Below are 20,559 nucleotides of genomic sequence, written 5' to 3'. Positions count from 1 at the left end.
GAGGAGTAGAGCTGTGAGCACCGAGAACGAGGGCACCAACGAGGGCACCGCGGTTCCCCCGGCCCCGTCCGCACCCCCCGTGCCGGTGGAATCTCCCGCGGCCTCCCCCCAGGCGCAGCCGCCGGCACGGCACGAGCAGCAGGCGCAGCAGCCCCCGCAGGCGTCCGCACCGGCCCAGCCGCCGGTCCCCGGCGCCGGGGCGCCCACCGCGCCGCTCCCCGCGACGCCCCCGAGCGCCGCACCCGGCACGGGCGGCGCGCCCGGCGGCGCCTGGCCGCCGCCCACCGCGGCGCAGGGAGCCGCCCCGTACGGCACCCCGGCGGCCGAGGGCGCCTGGCCGCCGCCCCCGCCGCCGGCCACGCCGTCGTACGCGGACGGCTTCGGCGGGAACTCCGGGGGCGAGCCCGGCTGGGGCGCCTCCCACCAGCAGCCCACGCCCCCCAAGCCCCGCCGCGGCCGGGGCGGGCTCGTCGCCGCGGTCCTGGTGGCCGCGCTGGTCGCCGGCGGCCTGGGCGGCGGCCTCGGCTACACCCTCGCCAAGAACGACGACGACACCGGCTCCACCACCGTCTCCGCCTCCGACAGCGGCGGCTCCGTCAAGCGCGACCCCGGCACGGTCGCCGCGGTCGCCGCCAAGGCGCTGCCCAGCACCGTCACCATCGAGGCCGAGTCGAGCAACGGCGAGGGCGGCACCGGCACCGGCTTCGTCTTCGACACCGAGGGCCACATCGTCACCAACAACCACGTCGTCGCGGACGCGGTCGACGGCGGCAAGGTCACGGCCACCTTCCCGAGCGGCAAGAAGTACGACGCCGAGGTCGTCGGGCACGCCCAGGGCTACGACGTGGCGGTCATCAAGCTCAAGAACGCTCCCTCGGACCTGAAGCCGCTGACGCTGGGCGACTCCGACAAGGTGGCCGTCGGCGACTCGACGATCGCGATCGGCGCCCCCTTCGGCCTCTCCAACACGGTCACCACCGGCATCATCAGCGCCAAGAACCGCCCGGTGGCCTCGTCCGACGGCACCGGCAGCAGCTCCTCCTACATGAGCGCCCTCCAGACCGACGCGTCCATCAACCCGGGCAACTCCGGCGGCCCGCTGCTGGACGCGCAGGGCAACGTCATCGGCATCAACTCCGCGATCCAGTCCACCGGCAACGGCGGACTGGGCGGCACCGCCCAGTCCGGTTCGATCGGCCTCGGCTTCGCCATCCCGATCAACCAGGCCACCCATGTCGCCCAGCAGCTGATCAAGACCGGTGAGCCGGTGTACGCGAAGATCGGCGCGTCGGTCTCCCTGGAGGACTCCACCAACGGCGCGAAGATCACCGACCAGGGTGAGAGCGGCGCCGCCGCGGTCGAGTCGGGCGGACCCGCCGACAAGGCCGGCCTGAAGCCCGGAGACGTCATCACCAAGCTCGACGACAGGGTGATCGACAGCGGCCCCACCCTGATCGGCGAGATCTGGACGCACCAGCCGGGCGACAAGGTCACGATCACCTACGAGCGCGACGGGAAGTCCCACACCGTCGACCTCACCCTCGGCTCCCGCAAGGGCGACAGCTGACCGGTTCCTCGCGACCGGCCCGCGCGCGCCCACCCGTTGCTCGCGTCCCCGCGCCGCCCTCGACCGGACGGGGCTCGGACGAGGACGGTCGGCACGAGCCGTGCAGGGACCCCGTGTGGACCACGGCCCCTGCCCGGCGCCCGATCCCGGTACGCTGTACCCGCTCCGCTCCAGGTGGACCGGAGCGAGGTGGGTTGCCCGAGCGGCCTAAGGGAACGGTCTTGAAAACCGTCGTGGCGCGAGTCACCGTGGGTTCAAATCCCACACCCACCGCGCACGTGAACGGCCCCTGACCAGGTGAAACGGTCGGGGGCCGTTCTGCTGCGCGCACCCGTGGGCCAAGGCGGCGGGGGCGCTCGCCCGGCCCCCCCCGCCCGCCTCATCCCCTCGCGCCCCCCTCTTCCGCCCCCGGCCACCCCTCGTGCGGCCGTCCCGCCACCACCCTCCCCGCCGAGGCCACCGTCCCCCGGGCCTCGCGTTCCGGGAGGCCCGTGCGGAGGGCCGCGGCGATCAGGGCCTCGGTGAGGGCGGGGCCGATGCCGTTCTCGTAGGCGCGGCAGGCGGCCCAGAAGAGACGGGTGTTGCGCTGGCCCTCGTGGGCGGCGAGGACGAACTGGACCAGGCCGTGGCCGTGGTGGCCGGCCGCCGTGCGGGGCACGGGGCGGGGCGGGGGGAGCAGGAGGCGCAGGAGGGCGCGCGGGCAGGGAGCGGGGGCGAGGTGGGCCGTGCCGGGGACCGTGCTGTAGACGCCGTGGTCGGTGCGGGAGCCGGGGCCGACCAGGTAGCCGCCGGCGCCGCGGATGTCGATGCCGGGGGCGAGGCGGCCGGCCGAGTTGGGCACGGCGACGTCCGGTGGGCCGGTGAGCCACAGGTGACGGCCGCCCGAAGGGGTGCGGACGACGACCGTGGGCGGAATCGTGAACAGGTGGCGCAGGGCGAGTTCGCGCAGGGCGGCCGAGGAGTCCACGCCGGACTTGGTGTCGAGGTCGACGCCGATCAGATGGTGCGGGGGCAGGCCGCAGGCGATGCCGTAGCCGGTGGCCCAGGGTGCGGCGGCGAACAGGGCGCGGATGCGTGCCGGGTCGGTGGAGGCGTCGTGGACGCCGTGCCCGAAGAGACCGCACTCGCCGTGGCAGGGCGGGCCGGCCGGGGCGGGGGCGGCACGGTGGGGGGAACGCAGGGCCGGGAGCTTCGTCCGGGAGAGGGGGATGACGGCCAGGCCGCGTTCGGCGGCCGACAGGGCGTGGGCGAGGGCCAGGGTGGCGGCCTGCCGGGGATACCGGTCGGTGATGGCCATGACTTCATATTCGTACGCATGTTCGAAAAAGGGAAGGGGGTGCGGAGCACGGCTCACCGGCCGGGGCGGATCGGCCGGACGCGTGCGGAAACGCTTCAGCTCTTGTGGGGCCGGGGGCCCTTGTCCGGCTCCTTGGAAGGCGAGGGACATCGAGCGGGAAAAACGGTGTCAGGGGTTTATCGACTCCTCCTCACGCTTGCGTGCTAATCGCGGCTTCCGGGGCGGTTCGCCCGGGACGCGGTGGGCAACTCTGGTCTCGCGACGTCGTGACAGTGCCGGGGCGTTCGGCCGACTGCCCCGGTGGAAGCCGTGATCAATGCCGTCATCCATGTTCTCGGAGGAACACCATGGCAAGCATCCGCACCGCCCGCGTCATCGCCGCCGTCTCCGCCCTTCCGCTGGCGGCCGCCCTCTTCACCGGCGTCGCGGGGGCGAACACCGGCGCCGTCGCGGACGACGGATCGAACGCGGGCGTCGCGAGCGTCGTGGGCGGCGGGGTGGGCCGCGACAACAGCGGCAACTCCTCCACCACGCAGCAGAACGCCGTCGGATCGGGCGCCTCGAACCAGAGCAACACCGCCCAGGTCAACGGCTCCCCGTTCACGGCCGTCAACCAGGGCAACGCCAATACCGCGATCTCCTTCACACCGCTGTGGTGAGCTGAGGGGCCGGCCCCGGCCCCGGCCGCGGCGGGTGTGCTCCAGGGGGGGGCGGCGTCCGCGCGGCGGTGCTTCGGCGCCGCCGCGCGGACGTTTTCGCGTGGTCTGGACAGCTCGCCGTGCCTGGCGGACAGTCAGGAGCCCGCTCCCGCAGGAGGCGAGGGAGCCGGGAAGCGGCGCGTCCGTGCGCGGCGAAGACGTCACCGGAGCCGGGGCCCCTGCCGCCGCCGACCCGCCCTCAGGGGTGAACCCGCAGTACGCGCCGTCCTCCCGTCCACCTTCAGGAGGTGGAGCGGGCACCACCCCTACAACCTGAGGCGGAGTCCGCTTCGGCACCTGCGGCCGATCCGCCGGACGAGGGCCGCTCCTAGCGTTGAGCCATGACCACACCCGTCTGCACCAGCGCCTCGGACGGCATGACGCGGCCTTCCCCGTACCCGTCCTTCACGTCGTACGTCAGGGCCCGCCAGCCGGTGCTGCTGCGCACCGCACGGTCGCTGACCGCGAACCCGAGCGACGCGGAGGACCTGCTGCAGACCGCGCTCACCAAGACGTACGTCGCGTGGGAGCGGATCGAGGACCACAGGGCGCTGGACGGCTACGTCCGCCGGGCCCTGCTGAACACGCGCACCTCCCAGTGGCGCAAGCGCAAGGTCGACGAGTTCGCCTGCGACGAACTGCCCGAGCCGGAGCCGCAGCCCGGCGACGACGACCCGGCCGAGCGGCAGGCGCTGCACGACGCGATGTGGCGGGCGATCATGAAGCTGCCCTCCCGGCAGCGGGCGATGGTCGTCCTCAGGTACTACGAGGACCTCAGCGAGCTCCAGACGGCGGAGGTGCTCGGCGTCTCGGTGGGCACGGTGAAGTCGGCGGTCTCCCGGGCCCTCGGCAAACTCAGGGACGACCCTGAGCTGGGCGTTGCCCGGTGACGCCCCGCACACGGTGGTGATCCCCGCTCCGACGTGATCTGATCGATCACCGCTCCCTAGTGACATACCGCGCGGTATGTGCGCAGAATCAGCGCAACCCGTTACCACCGCGCAGGCAATGTCGCCGCACCTGGGAGGACGCCGTGCTGAGCACCATGCAGGACGTACCGCTGCTGATCTCGAGGATCCTGACCCACGGGTCGACGGTCCACGGCACATCGCAGGTGACCAGCTGGACCGGCGAGGGCGCCCCGCAGCGCCGCTCCTACGCCGAGATCGGCACCCGTTCGGCGCAGCTGGCCCACGCCCTGCGCGACGACCTCGGGGTCGTGGACGACGACCGGGTCGCCACCCTCATGTGGAACAACGCCGAGCACGTCGAGGCGTACTTCGCGATCCCCTCGATGGGCGCCGTCCTGCACACCCTCAACCTGCGGCTGCCCCCCGAGCAGCTCGCCTGGATCGTCAACCACGCGGCCGACAAGGTCGTGATCGCCAACGGTTCGCTGCTGCCGCTCCTGGCCCCGCTGCTCCCGCACCTCAAGACGGTCGAGCACGTCGTCGTCACCGGCCCGGGCGACCGCACCCTGCTCGCGGACGCGACGGTGCGGGTCCACGAGTACGAGGACCTGATCGCCGGGAAGCCGGCCGCCTACGACTGGCCCGAGCTGGACGAACGCCAGGCCGCCGCCATGTGCTACACCTCCGGCACCACCGGCGACCCCAAGGGCGTGGTCTACAGCCACCGTTCGATCTACCTGCACTCCATGCAGGTCAACATGGCCCAGTCGATGGGCCTCACCGACCAGGACACCTCCCTGGTCGTCGTGCCCCAGTTCCACGTCAACGCCTGGGGCCTGCCCCACGCCACCTTCATGACCGGCGTCAACATGCTGATGCCGGACCGCTTCCTCCAGCCCGCGCCGCTCGCCGAGATGATCGAGGCCGAGAAGCCGACCCACGCGGCCGCCGTCCCCACCATCTGGCAGGGCCTGCTGGCCGAGCTGACCGCCAAGCCGCGGGACGTCTCCTCCCTCACCCAGGTCACCATCGGCGGCTCGGCCTGTCCGCCCTCGCTGATGACCGCCTTCGACGAGCTCGGCATGCGGGTCTGCCACGCCTGGGGCATGACGGAGACCTCCCCGCTCGGCACCATCGCCCGCCCGCCGGCCCACGCGGTCGGCACCGACGCCGAGTTCGCCTACCGCCTCACCCAGGGCCGCTTCCCCTCCGGCGTGGAGGCCCGCCTCACCGGTCCCGGCGGCGAGCGCCTCCCCTGGGACGGCGAGTCCGCGGGCGAGCTGGAGGTGCGCGGCCCCTGGATCGCGGGCGCCTACTACAACGGACCCGGCGCCGAACCGCTGCGCCCCGCCGACAAGTTCAGCGAGGACGGCTGGCTGAAGACGGGCGACGTCGGCACCATCTCCCCCGACGGCTTCCTCACCCTCACCGACCGCGCCAAGGACGTCATCAAGTCCGGCGGCGAGTGGATCTCGTCGGTGGAGCTGGAGAACGCGCTGATGTCCCACCCGGACGTCGCCGAGGCGGCCGTCGTCGCCGTCCCCGACGACAAGTGGGGCGAGCGCCCGCTGGCCACGGTCGTGCTGAAGGAGGGCGCCACCGCCGACTTCGAGACCCTGCGCGCCTTCCTCGCCGAGGAGGGCCGGATCGCCAGGTGGCAGCTGCCCGAGCGCTGGACGGTCGTCCAGACGGTGCCGAAGACGAGCGTCGGCAAGTTCGACAAGAAGGTGCTGCGCCGGCAGTACGCGGAGGGCGCGCTCGACATCACCCGGATCTGACGGACCCGTACGCCGGGCAGGGCACCTCGCGGCCCCTGCCCGGCGTACGGCCGTCCCGCCGTCGTGCCGCGGAGGGGCCGCATCCCGGTGGGCGTCGGGGACGACGACCGCGCCCGCCTGCGCGCCGCCGTCGAAGAGGCGGCACGCGGGCGGGTCGCGAAGGACATCGGTCCGGGCGGACATCGGTCCGGGCCGGGCGGCGGTCCGGTCCGGGCGGACGGCGAGGGCGGCAGGCACTGAGGCCGGACCGCCCTAGTTGGTGCCGATCCGGGCGAGCAGGTCCACGATCCGGGACTGCACCTCCGCGCTGGTGGACCGCTCCGCGAGGAACAGCACCGTCTCGCCGGAGGCCAGCCGCGGCAGGTCGGCCTGGTCGACCGCGGCCGTGTAGACGACCAGCGGGGTGCGGTTGAGCTGCTGGTTCGCCCGCAGCCAGTCGATGATCCCGGCGCGGCCCCGGTGCACCTGCATCAGGTCCATCACCACCAGGTTCGGCCGCAGCTGCGAGGCCAGCGTGACCGCGTCCGCGTCGCTCGCGGCCCGCGCCACCTGCATCCCGCGCCGCTCCAGCGTCGCCGTCAGCGCCAGCGCTATCTCCGCGTGCTCCTCGATCAGCAGCACCCGCGGCGGATGCTGCTCGCTGTCACGCGGCGCGAGCGCCTTCAGCAGGACGGCGGGATCGGCGCCGTACGCCGCGTCGCGCGAGGCCTGTCCGAGTCCGGCCGTGACCATCACCGGCACCTCGGCGGCCACCGCGGCCTGCCGCAGCGACTGGAGCGCGGTCCGGGTGATCGGCTCGGTCAGCGGGTCCACGAACAGCGCGGCCGGGAAGGCGGCGATCTGCGCGTCGACCTCCGCCCGCGAGTGCACGATCACCGGCCGGTACCCGTGGTCGCTGAGCGCCTGCTGCGTGTGGACGTCCGGAGCCGGCCACACCAGCAGCCGGCGCGGGTTGTCCAGCGGCTCCGGCGGCAGCTCGTCGTCCATCGGCTGCGGCCGCGGCGGATCCGCCACCTCGACGGCACCGCCCGGTCCGTCGAGCGGCTCGGGGCCCTCGGCGGCGTTCTCGTCCGGCGCCCCTATGGCGTACGACCGCCCGGCTCCCTCGGTCCCGGGCGCGAGCCGCGTCTGCCCGGCCAGGGACTGCCCGGGAAGCGGCTGCCCCGCGGGCGAGGGCTGCGGCGCGGCGGGCTGCTCGGCCCCCGGGTGCGGACGGGCCGTCTGCTCCGGTCGGGCGGCCGGGTCGGGCGGCGTCCCCAGCTTGCGCCGCCGCCCGGAACCGCCGGGGGCGTGCGGGGCCGGGGTGCTCGTCGCCTGGGGCGCCTGCGGCTGCTGGACCTGGGCGGCCTGACGGGTGAACGGCACGCCCTGGCCGAGGGTGCGGACGCTGATCGCCCGCCCCTGCGTGGAGTGCGGGTCGACGGGCGCGGCGGCGGCCTCGGCGGGCAGCGGCTGTGCCGCCCGCGGCTGCGGCGCGACGGCCTCCGGCGGCAGCGGAGTGCCCGAACTCGGCGTGCCGGTGGCCGGCGGGGCGGGGGGCGCGGGGGCCTCGGCCGCGGGCAGCGGCTGCCCCGGGGCGACCACCCCGGCCTGCGCGGACGCGTTCGGCAGGGGAGCACCGGGAACCGGCTGGGCGGCGGCGGGCCGACCGGGGACGGCCGCGGGAGCGGGCTGCTGTTCGGGAACGGGAACGGGACCGGGACCGGCGGCCGGCTGCGCGGGCAGGGACTGCCCCGGCAGCGGCTGTCCACCCGGAGCGGCGCCGCCCTGCGGCTGCGCGACCGGCTGCCGCCCTTGCTGGGGCACCGTCTGCCCGGCGCCGTCCTGCGCCGGACCCGCGGACCGGCCCTGCGCCGGAACCGCGGCGGCTCCCGGAGGAACCGGTGAGGCAGCGTCGGCGGCCCCCGCCGGCTGCGCCACCGCGCGCCGCCGGCGACCCGTCGGAGCGTTCGTCGGATGCGGCTGCGGCGGCGTGTGGTCGTCCGCCTGGTCGTGTGCGGCGGCGTCGTGCCGGCCGTGGACGATCGGCGTGTCCCCGGACGCGCCCCGGCCGGGCGCCTGCGCCTGCCCGGGGGCCTGCGCCTGGGCGGGGATCTGCGCCTGCGGCGGCACCGGGGCCTGCCCGGGAACGGCCTGACCCGGAAGGGGGACGGGCACCGGCTGACCCGGCACCGGAACCGGCCCGGGCTGCCCCGAGGCGGGCACCGGCTGACCGGGAACGGGCACCGGCTGACCGGGCACCGGAACCGGCCCGGGCTGCCCCGAGGCGGGCACCGGCTGACCGGGAACGGGCACCGGCTGACCCGGCACCGGAGCGTTCCCCGTGGGCATCGCGGGCGGGATCTGGCCCACCGCCTGCGCCCCGGCGCCCCCGTCCGTATCCGTATCCGTCCCGTCGGACGCCCGGTCCGCCTCCGCCGGCGGCAGGGCGAACACCGTACGGGGACCCGCCTCCTGCGCGGCGGCGCGTTCCGTCGCCGCGGCGAGCGCCCGCCGCCGGCGTCCGGTCGGCTGGGCGTCCTCCGCGGGGACCCCGGCCTCGGCCCCGGCCACCGCGGGCAGGGCGGCCGGCAGGGCCTGCGGTTCGTCGACGGCACGCCGGGCCCGCCGGCCGGAGGGCGCGGGCACCCCCTGCGGCGGAACGGTGCCACCGAGTCCCGTACCGGAGGCGGCGGTCCCCGCCGCGTGCTCGTCGGCCGTCACGACGGCCCCTTCGGCCACCCCGGCCCGGGCGCCCGCGCCGGAGTCCGCACCGGCGGCCTGCTCGGCCGGCCGTCCGCGCCGCCGCCCGGTCCCGCCGTTGCCGTCGGCGCCGGCCGGGGCCTCGATGTCCTCCACCGGCGCGGCCGGCGTCTCCTCGGCGGCCAGGGCACGCCGGCGGCGCCGGCCGGTCGGGACCGCGGCCTCCGCCTCGGCGTCCCCGGCCGCGCCGGCCGCCGGAACCTCGCTGTCCAGGAAGGCGTCCACGGAGGACCGCCGGGCCCGCCGCCGTCCCCCGCCGGGGTTCTGCCCTCCCGGCGCGCCCTCGGCGCCTTCCGCGGCCTCGCCCGCGTCCACCGCCTCCGGCACCGGGGGCTCACCCTCCGACCCCGCCGGCAGGGCGAAGCCGGAACCGGCGCCCGCGGCGGCCGGCGGGGCGGCGACCGCGCCCGCGCCCCCGCCCAACGGCACCTCGAGGACGTACGCGTTGCCGCTCATCCCCGGCACCTCGTGCGTCTGCAGCACACCGCCGTGCGCCCGGACGATCCCGCGCACGATCGGCTCGTGCACCGGGTCGCCCCCGGCGTACGGTCCGCGCACCTCGATCCGGACGACCTCACCGCGCTGGGCGGCGGCCACGACGACGGTGTTGTCCATGTAACCGCCCGCCGAGACGGGAGCGTTGCCGGTGGCGTCGACGCCCGCGACATCGGCCACCAGGTGGGCGAGCGCGGTCGCGAGGAGCCGTGCGTCCACCTCGGCCTCGATGGGAGGCGCGTGCACGGCGAACTGCACCCGGCCCGGCCCCACCAGCTCGACGGCGCCGTCGACACCGGCGGCGACGACGGCGTCCAGCATCACCTTCGTACGGGTGATCTCCCCGCCGCCCGCGTCGAGCCGCTGGTAGCCGAGGACGTTGTCGATGAGGGTCGTGATCCGTGCGTAGCCCGCCGACAGGTGGTGGAGCACCTGGTTGGCCTCGGGCCACAGCTGCCCCGCGTCGTCGGCGGCGAGCGCCGACAGTTCGCGGCGCAGCTCGTCGAGGGGCCCGCGCAGCGACCGGCCGAGAAGGGTGAGGAGCTGGTCGTACCGGGCGGCGAGCGCCTCGTACCGGTCCTTCTCCCGCTCCCCCAGCGCGGCGTAGCGCTCCTCGCCGGCGGCGAGCTCCTCCTCGTGCCGCTCGCGCAGCTCCTCCACCTCGGTGACGTGCTGCTGACGCAGGGCGGTGAGGTCCGAGGCGTGCTCCTCGGAGAGCTTCTCCAGCTCCTCCGCGTGCTTCTTCTCGAGGGCGGCCTTCTCGTCGGCGAGGGCGTCGTAGGGCCGGCGGTCGGTGAAGGTCATCACGGCGCCGACGAGCTGGTCGCCGTCCCGCACGGGCGCGGTCGTCAGGTCCACGGAGACCTTGTCCCCCGCCTTCGACCACAGCACCTGCCCGCGCACCCGGTGCTTGCGCCCGGAGCGCAGGGTGTCGGAGAGCGGCGACTCGTCGTACGGGAAGGGGGAGCCGTCGGCGCGGGAGTGCAGCACGAGCGTGTGCAGCTCCTTGCCGCCGAGGTCGCTCGCCCGGTAGCCCAGGATCTGGGCGGCGGCCGGGTTGACGAGCACGATCCGCCCGTCGGTGTCGGTGCCCACGACGCCCTCGGCCGCGGCCCGCAGGATCATCTCGGTCTGCCGCTGCGAACGCGCCAGCTCGGCCTCGGTGTCGACGGTGCCGGACAGGTCGCGCACGACGAGCATCAGCAGCTCGTCGCTGGCGTAGCCGTAGCTGTCGTAGGCCTGCTGGCCGTTCTCCAGATTCGCGCTCGTGACCTCGACGGGGAACTCGGCGCCGTCCGTCCGCCGGGCGATCATCCGCGTCGGCTTGGTCCGCCCGCGCGGGTCCATGTGGTCGGGCCGGCGCATGGAGCCGGGGATGAGCTTGGAGTCGAACTGCGGCAGCAGATCGAGGAGCCCCCGCCCGACGAGCGCGGTCCCGGGCGCCTCGAAGGCCTCCAGGGCGATGGTGTTCGCGTTGACGACGGTCCCGTTGGCGTTGACCAGCACCAACGCGTCGGGAAGCGCGTCGAGTATGGCTGCGAGGCGAGCAGCGCCTCGGGATGGCCTGCTGCTCACGAGTCGCTTCCTCCCTGTTACCGCACCTTGCCGACCGCTCGGGCCATCTTGCCAACCGTCCCGCAGCGTGTCACGCGAGGGAGTCTAAGGGCTGGGGCAGCGCTCGTGGCGCCGGATGAGAGGGAGCTCGCACGACGAAGTGACACAGAACGTGTGACCGCCCGCACCGGCTCCGCGGGACCTTCGCGCGACGTTTACGTCACGGGTGCCTTCGCCATGGGAAACCTGTGCGTACGGGGCGGCAGGGGCCGGAGCGGCCCCTGCCCGGGGCCGGGGCGCCGGCCGCCCGGGGCCGTCGGGGGCACGGGCCGGCCCCGGAGCGGAATCCGGGCGGCCGCCCTCGCGGCACCCGTCACTCCCGTGGGCCCGCGCCCTCACCGCCCGGCCGCCCCGCCTCCGGCAGCAGCGGCACGAACCGGTCCCACCGCGCGATCTCGCACCCGTCGCTGCGGTCGAACGTCGTGTCGACGGGGCGCCCGGCCCAGCGGCCGGTGACGTGCGCGGTGGACGGGCCGCCGTACCGCGCGGTGCACACGGTCCCGTCCGGCACCGGCGCGAAGGCGTCCTTCCCCCACCGGGTGTTCCGGTCCACCGCGCGGCAGGCCCCTGACACGTCCGGGTGACTTCCGGCGTCCGGGTGGCAGTGCACCGTGAACGTTCCGTCCGCCTCCTCGCCCGCGCCCCTGACGGTGACGGTGAGGTGGTCGCCGACGTCGGCGGGTGGCGGGGAGGCCGCGGCGTGCCCCGGTCCGGCGGCCAGGGCACCGCCGGACGACACGCAGGCGGCGAAGACGGCGAGAGCGAACCGCCGGAGCGGTGTGAGCTGGAGCATGGCCTGATCAACGCCCCGCTCCCGGCGACGTTGCGCCCGCGGAAGACCTTTGCCCTGCGGCCCACCCGCCTAGTACCGTGGAGGCCGATTGGTGACACGACGCTCGACTGTGTCATCATCTGCACGCACCACTCGCACACACGCGAGCGGTTGTGCTGGAGGCGTCGCCTAGTCCGGTCTATGGCGCCGCACTGCTAATGCGGTTTGGGCCTTAAAGCCCATCGAGGGTTCAAATCCCTCCGCCTCCGCCCCACTCGAAGCCCCGGTTCTTACGGCCGGGGCTTCGTCGTTGTCTCCCGCGGAGTGCCCCGTCGCCATCCCCTCAGCCCTCCATCTGGACGTTTTCGCAGGTCACAAGGGGTGTGCGAATCGGATTTCACATGACGGCGGCAGTCATGTAATGTTCTTCCTGTCGCCGCGAGCGGGCCGGAAGGGCCGGGAGCGGAAGACGAAAAACAGAAAAAAGACAAGCACTCGTAGCTTAACGGATAGAGCATCTGACTACGGATCAGAAGGTTGCAGGTTCGAATCCTGCCGAGTGCACACCGACGAGAGGCCCCGGAGAGATCCGGGGCCTCTCGCGTTTCGTTCTCCGTGACGGCGGTGGGAGCACGCCCCGTCCGGCCGGCCGGGGCGAACCGCTGGGTGCGGCCGTCGGCGGAGCGGGGACGCGGCGGCGACGGGCGTTGTCAGTGGTGGGGGCTAGCGTGGTGGGCGATGGCACAGGCGTGGAAGTGCGCGGGACTGCGGTGGTCGGAGCGGGGGCCCGTGCTCATGTGGGACGGGGGGCGTCGTAGTCCGCTGTCCTGGGGGAAGCGGGTGGCCTTCGCGGTCGCCGAGGGGGGAGCGCGGGGATGCGTGGGAGCCCGGGGGCACCCGTGTCCGGTGCGGGCGGCCGTGCCGGCGAGGAGCACGGGCGCCCGGTGCGAGGAGTGCGCGCGGCTGGACCGGGCGCACTCCGTCGCCGCCGACGGGATCGCCGACGACCCCCGGCCCTACCGCGTGTACCTGGCGTGGTTCGGACCGGGAATGGTCAAGGTGGGGATCACGGCCGTGGAGCGCGGCCCGGCCCGGCTGCTGGAGCAGGGCGCCGTCTGTTTCAGCTGGCTCGGCACGGGCCCGCTGATGGCCGCCCGGCGCACGGAGGAACTGCTGCGGGCCGCCCTGCGCGTGCCCGACCGCATCCCGTACGCCGAGAAGCGGGCCGTACGGGCGCACTTGCCCGCCGGCGAGGAGGACCGGGCGCTGGAGGTGGGCGAGTTGCACGCCCGTGCCGTCGGACTGGGCGGCTGGCCCGAGTCGTTGACGCGGGAGCCCTTCACGGCCGTCGACCATCTGCGCGCGTTCGGGCTCGCGGGGGCTGCGGCCGCCGTCGGTGAGGTGAGCGAGCTGGTCGCCGGAGGGGCCGTGAGCGGAGAGCTGGTCGCGGCGGCCGGGCCGGATCTGCATCTGGCGACGGAGGTGGGGGTCGTCGTGCTCGACACCCGTCTGGTGACCGGCTGGGAGATCGTCCCGGCGGCCGCGTCCGGGGAGATCACGCTCCCGCTGCGAAGGCTCAAGGGCCGTGCGGAGGAGAGCGCCCACCGGCAGGAGGGGCTGTTCTGAACCGCCCGGGAGCACGAAGCCGACGCGCCCGCCCGCGAAACCGACACGCACCCCCGGGAGCCCGGCGCGCCTTCACGGGAAGCGGGCGCACGCCCATGGGGCCCGTCCGCTCCGCACGGGGGAAGCCCGGTCTGCGCCCGTGAGCAGCGCCGCCGGCGCGCCCACGCGAGGCCGGCGCGTACCGGAGCGGAGCGCCGCCCGCGGGCGCGGGCGCGTACAGTCCGCCCAAAGGCCGCACATCGCGGAATCTGTGCCTCCGGGTGGCCGCCCGGGGTGGGAAAGCGGGGCAGAGGCGGGCATTCCCTCCGCACCCCAGGGATTCCCTGAGAGCTTCCTGTGTGTTTCTCAGGGAAATCACAGACAGCGAAAAGGGTCCTCTCAGAGGACCCCGACATGGTGTCCTCCATGACCACGACCTCGCCCCAGGGGCGCACCGAACTGCTGAGGCCGGACGGGAGCCCCGTCCGAGTGCTTGTGGTGGACGACGAGCTGTCGATCACCGAGCTGCTGTCCATGGCCCTCCGCTACGAGGGATGGCAGATCCGCAGCGCGGGGGACGGCACCGGTGCCCTCCAGGCCGCGCGCGAGTTCCGGCCGGACGCCGTCGTCCTGGACATGATGCTGCCCGACATGGACGGCCTCACCGTCCTCGGCCGTCTGCGCCGGGAACTGCCGGACGTGCCCGTCCTCTTCCTCACCGCGAAGGACGCGGTCGAGGACCGCATCGCGGGCCTCACCGCCGGCGGCGACGACTACGTCACCAAGCCGTTCTCGCTCGAAGAGGTCGTCGCGCGGCTGCGCGGACTCATACGCCGCTCGGGCGCCGCCGACCGCCGCTCCGACTCCGTCCTGGTCGTCGGCGACCTCACCCTCGACGAGGACAGCCACGAGGTCTCGCGCGCCGGGGAGAACATCCACCTCACCGCCACCGAGTTCGAACTGCTGCGCTTCCTGATGCGCAACCCGCGGCGCGTGCTCAGCAAGGCGCAGATCCTCGACCGCGTGTGGTCGTACGACTTCGGCGGCCAGGCCAACGTGGTCGAGCTCTACATCTCGTACCTGCGCCGCAAGATCGACGCCGGGCGTGAGCCGATGATCCACACCCGGCGCGGCGCCGGTTACCTGATCAAGCCCGCGGCCTCATGAGCGGGCGACGACGGCCGCGTCCGCAGAAGCGACGTGGGGGTCCCCCCGCCCGAGCGAAGCTGAGGGTGGGGGAGGGACAGCCGCGCACCCTGCGGACGCGGCTCGTCGTCGCGTCCGTGGTGCTGATCGCCGTGGTCTGCGCGGTCATCGGCACGGTGACCACGCTGGCCCTGCGGTCGCACCTGTACGAGCAGCTCGACGACAAGCTGAAGGACATGACGAACCGCGTGGCCGGGATGCCGCCGGGCGGGATCAAGGAGGAGCTGCCCCGCCAGGACGCCGGGGGAGCCGCCGACGGCTCGGACACCATCGACCTGTCGGACTTCGTCGAGCGCGGGCCCCAGGTGCCGGGCACGCTGATCGCGAAGGTCGTGAACGGCGCGATCACCGACGCCAAGGTCGGCAAGAAGGACACCACCAGCACCGACTTCAACCCCATGGTGGCCAAGTCGCTCAGCGAGACCCAGCGCGCCGCCCTCAACGCCGTCGGCCAGGACCGCGAGAGGCACAGCGTCGAGCTCCCCGGGCTCGGCGACTACCGCGTCCAGTACGTCAGCGGCGTCAAGGGCTCCTACTACGTCGCCATCCCGACCCAGGACACCGACAACACCATCACCACCCTGATCCTGGTCGAGGTCAGCGTCACCGCCGCCGGCCTGGTCGCGGCCGGCATCGCCGGCACCGTCATCGTCGGCGTCGCCACCCGCCCCCTGCGCAAGGTCGCCGCCACCGCCACCCGGGTGAGCGAGCTGCCCCTGCACACCGGCGAGGTCAACCTCAGCGAGCGCGTCCCCGAGTCCGAGACCGACCCGCACACCGAGGTCGGCCAGGTCGGTGCCGCGCTCAACCGCATGCTCGACCACGTCCACGGCGCCCTGCACGCCCGGCAGCAGAGCGAGATGCGGGTCCGGCAGTTCGTCGCGGACGCCAGCCACGAGCTGCGCACCCCCCTCGCCTCGATCCGCGGGTACGCCGAGCTGACCCGGCGCGGCAGGGAGCAGGTCGGACCCGACACCCGGCACGCCCTGGGCCGCATCGAGTCCGAGGCGGGCCGGATGACCCTCCTCGTCGAGGACCTGCTGCTGCTCGCCCGGCTCGACGCGGGCCGGCCGTTGCAGTTCGAGCAGACCGACCTCGTACCGCTGGTCGTCGACACCATCAGCGACGCCCGCGCGGCCGGGCCGGCCCACGTCTGGCGGCTCGAGCTGCCCGACGAGCCCGCCCTGGTGTCGGCGGACGCGGCACGGTTGCAGCAGGTGCTCGTCAACCTGCTGGCCAACGCCCGGACGCACACCCCGCACGGCACCACCGTCACCGCGCGCGTGCAGCGGCGCGGGCCGTGGCTGTGCGTGGACGTCCAGGACAACGGCCAGGGCATCCCGCCGGACCTGCTCCCGCACGTCTTCGAACGGTTCGCCCGCGGCGACTCCGCGCGCTCCCGCACCACCGGATCGACCGGCCTCGGCCTCGCCATCGTGCAGGCCGTCGCGACCGCGCACGGCGGCGCCGTGACCGTCGACAGCGTGCCCGGACGGACCGTCTTCACCGTGCACCTGCCCGCGCTCACCCCCGCCGTGCCCCGGCCCGCGCCCGAAACGAACTGGCAACCGGACTCACAGGGCCAGCACAGGGCCGGCACATGGGTGCGACAGGGCGCTTGACGAAAGTCGCTGTCATGCGAACCGACTCTTCTCCCGGCACCCTGCCGGCGCGGGAGCACCTCCCGGCCGCCACAGCCGGTACGCCTGTCCTGGACGTAGTGATCCCCGTCTACAACGAGGAGAAGGACCTCCAGCCGTGCGTCCTCAGACTGCACGACCACCTCACCCGGACGTTCCCGTACCCGTTCCGCATCACGATCGCGGACAACGCGTCCACGGACACCACCCCGGACGTGGCGCGGCTGCTGGAGACGCGGATCCCCGAGGTGACGTCCTTCCGGCTGGAGCAGAAGGGCCGCGGCCGGGCGCTGCGGACCGTCTGGGCCGCCTCGGACGCCCCGGTCCTCGCGTACATGGACGTGGACCTGTCCACCGACCTGAACGCGCTGCTGCCGCTGGTGGCGCCGCTGATCTCCGGCCACTCCGACCTGGCGATCGGCTCCCGCCTGGCCCGCAGCTCCCGTGTCGTGCGCGGCGCGAAGCGGGAGTTCATCTCCCGCTCGTACAACCTGATCCTGCGCGGCTCGCTCCAGGCCCGCTTCTCCGACGCGCAGTGCGGGTTCAAGGCGATCCGCCGTGACGTCGCCCAGGTGCTGCTCCCCCTGGTGGAAGACACGGGCTGGTTCTTCGACACTGAGATGCTGGTACTCGCCGAACGCGCCGGCCTGCGGATCCACGAGGTGCCGGTCGACTGGGTCGACGACCCGGACTCCACGGTGCACATCGTGAAGACGGCGACCGACGACCTGAAGGGGGTATGGCGCGTAGGGAAGGCATTGGCCACTGGTTCGCTTCCGCTGGACCGGCTGACCAGGCCGTTCGGCGACGACCCCCGCGACCGCGACATCATGGACGTACCCAAGGGACTGGCCCGTCAGCTCGTCGGCTTCTGCTTCGTCGGTGGCCTGTCCACCCTCTTCTACCTGCTGCTCTACAGCGGCTTCCGGCAGTTCTCCGGCTCCCAGGTGGCCAACGCGCTCGCCCTGCTGGTCTCCGCGATCGCCAACACCGCGGCCAACCGCCGGCTCACCTTCGGGGTGCGCGGGCGCACCGGCGCCGTCCGCCACCAGGCGCAGGGCCTGGTCGTCTTCGGCATCGGCCTCGCGCTGACCAGCGGCTCGCTCGTGGCCCTGAACGCGGCGACGTCCGACCCCGCCCACTCCACCGAGCTCGCCGTGCTCGTCGTGGCCAACCTCGCGGCGACCGTGCTGCGCTTCCTGCTGTTCAGGGTGTGGGTCTTCCCCGACCGGCGGGAGAGCGAGGACCGGCCCCGGGACGAGGCCGGCGCGCCCGCCCCGTCCTCGCCGCCGTACCCCGCCACCGCCCCGCAGGGGCCGCTCGCGCAGCACCGGGGCACGCCGTACGACGCCTCCGGCGCCCACGCGGCCACTCCCTTCCGCGCCGGTGAAGCCGCGGACGGCACCTGGAGGGACGCCACCATGCGCCTGCAGCCGGTCCGCCCCCACGACACCGATCCGGGGGACGCCCGATGACCACCGACCTCGACGGTGCGGCCGGCTGGGGCCCGCCCCCCACCGCTCCCCCGGCCGACGAGCCGCCGCGGCGGCCGGCCGTCCCGGACCCCGGGGCGGGCGAGCCGAAGCAGCCCCTCGTCCGCAGGCTGTGGCGCGGCCGCCCCGAGGACCCCCGCTGGGCCCGCCCGGCCTTCCTCGGCCTGCTGCTCGTCACCTTCGTCCTCTACCTCTACGACCTCAGCGCCTCCGGCTACGCGAACTCCTTCTACTCCGCCGCCGTCCAGGCGGGCAGCCAGTCCTGGAAGGCCTTCTTCTTCGGCTCGCTGGACGCGGCCAACGTCATCACCGTCGACAAGCCCCCGGCCGCGCTGTGGCCGATGGCGCTGTCGGTGCGGATCTTCGGTCTGAGCTCGTGGGCGATCCTCGTCCCCGAGGTCCTGATGGGCGTCGGCACCGTCGCCGTCGTCCACGCGGCCGTGCGCCGCCGCTTCGGCCCGGCCGCCGCTCTGATCGCGGGCGCCGTGCTCGCGCTCACCCCGGTCGCCGCGCTGATGTTCCGGTTCAACAACCCGGACGCGATGCTGGCGCTGCTGATGGCGGTGGCCTGCTACTTCGTGATCCGCGCTCTGGAGGACGGCCGTACGAAGTGGCCGGCGTGGGCGGGTGCCGCGGTCGGCTTCGCCTTCCTCGCCAAGACGCTGCAGGCCTTCCTGATCCTGCCGCCGCTGGCGATCGTGTACGCGGTCTGTGCGCCGGTGAGCCTGAAGAAGCGTTTCGGGCAGCTGGCCGCCGCGGCCGGCGCGCTGGTCCTGTCCGGCGGGTGGTGGGTCGCGATCGTCGAGCTGTGGCCCGCCTCCTCCCGGCCGTACATCGGCGGCTCGCAGAACAACTCGTTCCTGGAGCTGACCTTCGGCTACAACGGTCTCGGCCGGCTCAACGGCGAGGAGACCGGCAGCGTCGGCGGCGGTGGCGGCAACGGCGGCGGCAGCTGGGGCGAGACCGGCTGGGACCGGTTGTTCGGCTCCGGCATCGGCGGCCAGATCTCCTGGCTGATCCCGGCCGCGCTGATCCTCCTGGCCGGCGGCCTGGTGGCGACCCGCGGGGCCCGGCGCACGTCCGCGACCCGCGGATCCTTCCTGGTGTGGGGCGGGGCGCTGCTGGTCACCATGCTGGTCTTCAGCTACATGCAGGGCATCTTCCACGAGTACTACACCGTGGCCCTCGCCCCCTACGTCGCGCCGCTGATCGGCATGGGCGCGGTCACGCTCTGGGAGGAGCGCGCCGAGGCGTGGGCGTCGCTGACCCTGGCGGGCGCGATGACGGCCACCGCGGGCTGGGGGTACGTCCTCCTCAACCGCTCCTCCGACTACCTGCCGTGGCTGAAGTGGTTCGTCCTGGTCGGCGGTCTGGCCGCCGCGCTCGGCCTGATCTTCGCCGGCCGGCTGGGCCGCCGGCCGGCCCTCGGCGTGGCCGGGCTGGGCCTGGTCGCGGCGCTGGCCGGTCCGACGGCGTACACCCTCACCACGCTGAGCGAGGGCCACACCGGCTCGATCGTCACCGCCGGTCCGGCGGTGACGGGCGGCCGGGGCGGCCCCGGGGGCGGCGGCTTCGGCGGCGGCATGCGCGGCGGTGTGCCGGGCCAGGGCCAGGGCCCGGGGCAACAGGGCCAGGGCCAGAACCAGCAGGGCGGGCCCGGCGGCGGTTGGACGGGCGGCGGCATGCCGGGCCAGGGCCAGAACCAGCAGAACGGCACCGGCCAGAGTCCGCAGGGCAACGGCTTCCCCGGCGGCCGGGGAGACGGGGCCGACGGCGGGACGGGCGGCGGTGGCGGCGGCATGGGCGGCCTGCTGAACGGCGCGAGCGTCACCTCCGAGGCCAAGAAGCTGCTGGAGACGGACGCCGACCGGTACACCTGGGTCGCGGCGGCGATCGGCGCCCAGAACGCGGCGAGCTACCAGCTGTCCACCGGCGAGCCGGTGATGGCGATCGGCGGCTTCAACGGCACCGATCCGTCCCCGACGCTGGCCCAGTTCAAGCAGTACGTGGCCGACGGCAGGATCCACTACTTCGTGGGCGGCGGCTCCGGCGGCGGCACGGGCGGCAGCGGCGACGGCGTCTCCGCGCAGATCACCGAGTGGGTCGAGGCCACCTTCCAGCAGGTCACGGTCGGCTCGGCCACCTTCTACGACCTCACGCAGAAGGCGAGCGACTGAGCACGGAACGACGGTTCGCCGACGACGGGCGGTGGCCCGGGGGATTCCCGCCCCGGGCCACCGCCCTCGTCGTACCGGCCCGTCCGGCCGGCCCTCCCCATGCGCGGGCAGGGCGAGGGCGACGAACGCGACGGCCCCGTGGCCGTCACCCGGCCCGACGTCCCGGCGCGGGCGCCGCAGCGGGCAGCCCGCCGGGCTCGACCGGTGTCGGATCACCGAGGTCACCGTGCGGCTGCCGGACGCCGACGGGCCGACCGGTCACCCCGGTCGGCTCACTCCTGGGGGGCGAGTCGGGCGGGGAAGCCGCCCGTGGCGATCGGGCCCCATCGGTGCGGGGTGATCCGGATGATCGACTTGCCCTGCGTCACCATCGCCTCCCGGGCCCCTTTCCCGTGCGCCCCTCGCACTGCTGCGCAGGCTTCGGGACGCTGCGCCGGACTCCGTCCGTCGTGGTGGGAGCGGGGTGCTACTCCTGGGGGGCGAGTCGGGCGGGGAAGCCGCCCGTGGCGATCGGGCCCCATCGGTGCGGGGTGATCCGGATGATCGACTTGCCCTGCGTCACCA

12 protein-coding genes, 3 tRNA genes and 2 pseudogenes are annotated in these 20,559 nt (G+C 74.4%); 12 read left to right on the top strand and 5 right to left on the bottom strand.

The genetic code is table 11. The features are described from left to right. Positions 1–13: 13 nt before the first annotated feature. Both ACH4F6_RS24795 and ACH4F6_RS24790 read left to right on the top strand, forming a co-directional pair. Entirely contained in the window at positions 14–1,567 is a 1,554-nt protein-coding gene (locus ACH4F6_RS24795; RefSeq protein WP_397962497.1) for a S1C family serine protease, read from the top strand. Positions 1,568–1,755: 188 nt separating this feature from the next. Then, positions 1,756–1,840 (top strand) — tRNA-Ser (locus ACH4F6_RS24790). A gap of 106 nt (positions 1,841–1,946) precedes the next feature. Here the strand turns inward: ACH4F6_RS24790 and ACH4F6_RS24785 are convergent. After that, positions 1,947–2,864: a bifunctional DNA primase/polymerase gene (locus tag ACH4F6_RS24785; RefSeq protein WP_397962496.1), complete on the bottom strand. Its 918-nt coding sequence runs from the start codon at positions 2,862–2,864 to the stop codon at positions 1,947–1,949. Positions 2,865–3,211: 347 nt separating this feature from the next. Here ACH4F6_RS24785 and ACH4F6_RS24780 point away from each other — a divergent pair, with 347 nt between their 5' ends. The 3 genes from ACH4F6_RS24780 to ACH4F6_RS24770 all read left to right on the top strand — a co-directional run bounded on the left by ACH4F6_RS24780 (position 3,212) and on the right by ACH4F6_RS24770 (position 6,251). Further along, positions 3,212–3,523, top strand: a complete 312-nt coding sequence (locus ACH4F6_RS24780; protein ID WP_397962495.1) for a hypothetical protein — start codon at positions 3,212–3,214, stop codon at positions 3,521–3,523. A 380-nt stretch (positions 3,524–3,903) separates the two neighbouring features. Then, a complete protein-coding gene (locus ACH4F6_RS24775; RefSeq protein WP_397962494.1) occupies positions 3,904–4,452 on the top strand; it encodes a SigE family RNA polymerase sigma factor in 549 nt (182 codons plus the stop codon). A gap of 155 nt (positions 4,453–4,607) precedes the next feature. After that, positions 4,608–6,251 carry a long-chain fatty acid--CoA ligase gene (locus tag ACH4F6_RS24770; RefSeq protein WP_397962640.1) on the top strand — a complete coding sequence of 548 codons (1,644 nt, stop codon included), beginning with the start codon at positions 4,608–4,610 and terminating at the stop codon, positions 6,249–6,251. Between the two features lie 252 nt (positions 6,252–6,503). On the opposite strand, the gene ACH4F6_RS24765 is transcribed toward ACH4F6_RS24770, so the two are convergent. Both ACH4F6_RS24765 and ACH4F6_RS24760 read right to left on the bottom strand, forming a co-directional pair. Further along, positions 6,504–11,063 (bottom strand): PAS domain-containing protein, encoded by a 4,560-nt coding sequence (locus ACH4F6_RS24765; RefSeq protein WP_397962493.1) that lies wholly within the window; start codon positions 11,061–11,063, stop codon positions 6,504–6,506. A gap of 352 nt (positions 11,064–11,415) precedes the next feature. Next, positions 11,416–11,895 (bottom strand): SSI family serine proteinase inhibitor, encoded by a 480-nt coding sequence (locus ACH4F6_RS24760; RefSeq protein WP_397962492.1) that lies wholly within the window; start codon positions 11,893–11,895, stop codon positions 11,416–11,418. A 157-nt stretch (positions 11,896–12,052) separates the two neighbouring features. On the opposite strand from ACH4F6_RS24760, the gene ACH4F6_RS24755 reads away from it, so the two are divergent. From ACH4F6_RS24755 to ACH4F6_RS24725, 7 genes are all read left to right on the top strand, one after another. Beyond that, positions 12,053–12,143: transfer RNA gene (locus tag ACH4F6_RS24755), tRNA-Ser, on the top strand. Between the two features lie 222 nt (positions 12,144–12,365). Beyond that, positions 12,366–12,438, top strand: a tRNA-Arg gene (locus ACH4F6_RS24750). A gap of 174 nt (positions 12,439–12,612) precedes the next feature. Then, positions 12,613–13,500, top strand: a complete 888-nt coding sequence (locus ACH4F6_RS24745; RefSeq protein WP_397962491.1) for a DUF2797 domain-containing protein — start codon at positions 12,613–12,615, stop codon at positions 13,498–13,500. A 405-nt stretch (positions 13,501–13,905) separates the two neighbouring features. Continuing rightward, positions 13,906–14,646 carry a response regulator transcription factor gene (locus tag ACH4F6_RS24740; RefSeq protein ID WP_397962490.1) on the top strand — a complete coding sequence of 247 codons (741 nt, stop codon included), beginning with the start codon at positions 13,906–13,908 and terminating at the stop codon, positions 14,644–14,646. Further along, positions 14,643–16,307 (top strand): ATP-binding protein, encoded by a 1,665-nt coding sequence (locus tag ACH4F6_RS24735; RefSeq protein ID WP_397962489.1) that lies wholly within the window; start codon positions 14,643–14,645, stop codon positions 16,305–16,307. The genes ACH4F6_RS24740 and ACH4F6_RS24735 overlap by 4 nt, the downstream gene beginning before the upstream one ends. A 14-nt stretch (positions 16,308–16,321) precedes the next feature. Continuing rightward, the gene (locus ACH4F6_RS24730) at positions 16,322–17,800 is read left to right on the top strand and encodes a glycosyltransferase (protein WP_397962487.1); all 1,479 of its coding nucleotides are present in this window, start codon (positions 16,322–16,324) and stop codon (positions 17,798–17,800) included. Further along, a complete protein-coding gene (locus ACH4F6_RS24725; RefSeq protein WP_397962486.1) occupies positions 17,797–19,995 on the top strand; it encodes an ArnT family glycosyltransferase in 2,199 nt (732 codons plus the stop codon). The genes ACH4F6_RS24730 and ACH4F6_RS24725 overlap by 4 nt, the downstream gene beginning before the upstream one ends. A 272-nt stretch (positions 19,996–20,267) precedes the next feature. Here the strand turns inward: ACH4F6_RS24725 and ACH4F6_RS24720 are convergent. After that, positions 20,268–20,375: pseudogene (locus ACH4F6_RS24720) on the bottom strand (PPOX class F420-dependent oxidoreductase); the annotation flags it as partial. Between the two features lie 86 nt (positions 20,376–20,461). Next, positions 20,462–20,559: pseudogene (locus ACH4F6_RS24715) on the bottom strand (PPOX class F420-dependent oxidoreductase); the annotation flags it as partial.

The organism is Streptomyces sp. NPDC017936, from assembly GCF_044328485.1.
Taxonomy (GTDB): Bacteria; Actinomycetota; Actinomycetes; order Streptomycetales; family Streptomycetaceae; genus Streptomyces.
This window is presented reverse-complemented; position numbering and strand designations above follow the sequence as displayed.

Excerpts from the sequence above, each read along its gene's own strand:
- ACH4F6_RS24785 (WP_397962496.1), bottom strand. The coding sequence starts at position 2,864 with ATGGCCATCACCGACCGGTATCCCCGGCAGGCCGCCACCCTGGCCCTC.
- ACH4F6_RS24780 (WP_397962495.1), top strand. The coding sequence starts at position 3,212 with ATGGCAAGCATCCGCACCGCCCGCGTCATCGCCGCCGTCTCCGCCCTT.
- ACH4F6_RS24775 (WP_397962494.1), top strand. The coding sequence starts at position 3,904 with ATGACCACACCCGTCTGCACCAGCGCCTCGGACGGCATGACGCGGCCT.
- ACH4F6_RS24770 (WP_397962640.1), top strand. The coding sequence starts at position 4,608 with ATGCAGGACGTACCGCTGCTGATCTCGAGGATCCTGACCCACGGGTCG.
- ACH4F6_RS24760 (WP_397962492.1), bottom strand. The coding sequence starts at position 11,895 with ATGCTCCAGCTCACACCGCTCCGGCGGTTCGCTCTCGCCGTCTTCGCC.
- ACH4F6_RS24745 (WP_397962491.1), top strand. The coding sequence starts at position 12,613 with ATGGCACAGGCGTGGAAGTGCGCGGGACTGCGGTGGTCGGAGCGGGGG.
- ACH4F6_RS24740 (WP_397962490.1), top strand. The coding sequence starts at position 13,906 with ATGACCACGACCTCGCCCCAGGGGCGCACCGAACTGCTGAGGCCGGAC.
- ACH4F6_RS24735 (WP_397962489.1), top strand. The coding sequence starts at position 14,643 with ATGAGCGGGCGACGACGGCCGCGTCCGCAGAAGCGACGTGGGGGTCCC.
- ACH4F6_RS24730 (WP_397962487.1), top strand. The coding sequence starts at position 16,322 with ATGCGAACCGACTCTTCTCCCGGCACCCTGCCGGCGCGGGAGCACCTC.
- ACH4F6_RS24725 (WP_397962486.1), top strand. The coding sequence starts at position 17,797 with ATGACCACCGACCTCGACGGTGCGGCCGGCTGGGGCCCGCCCCCCACC.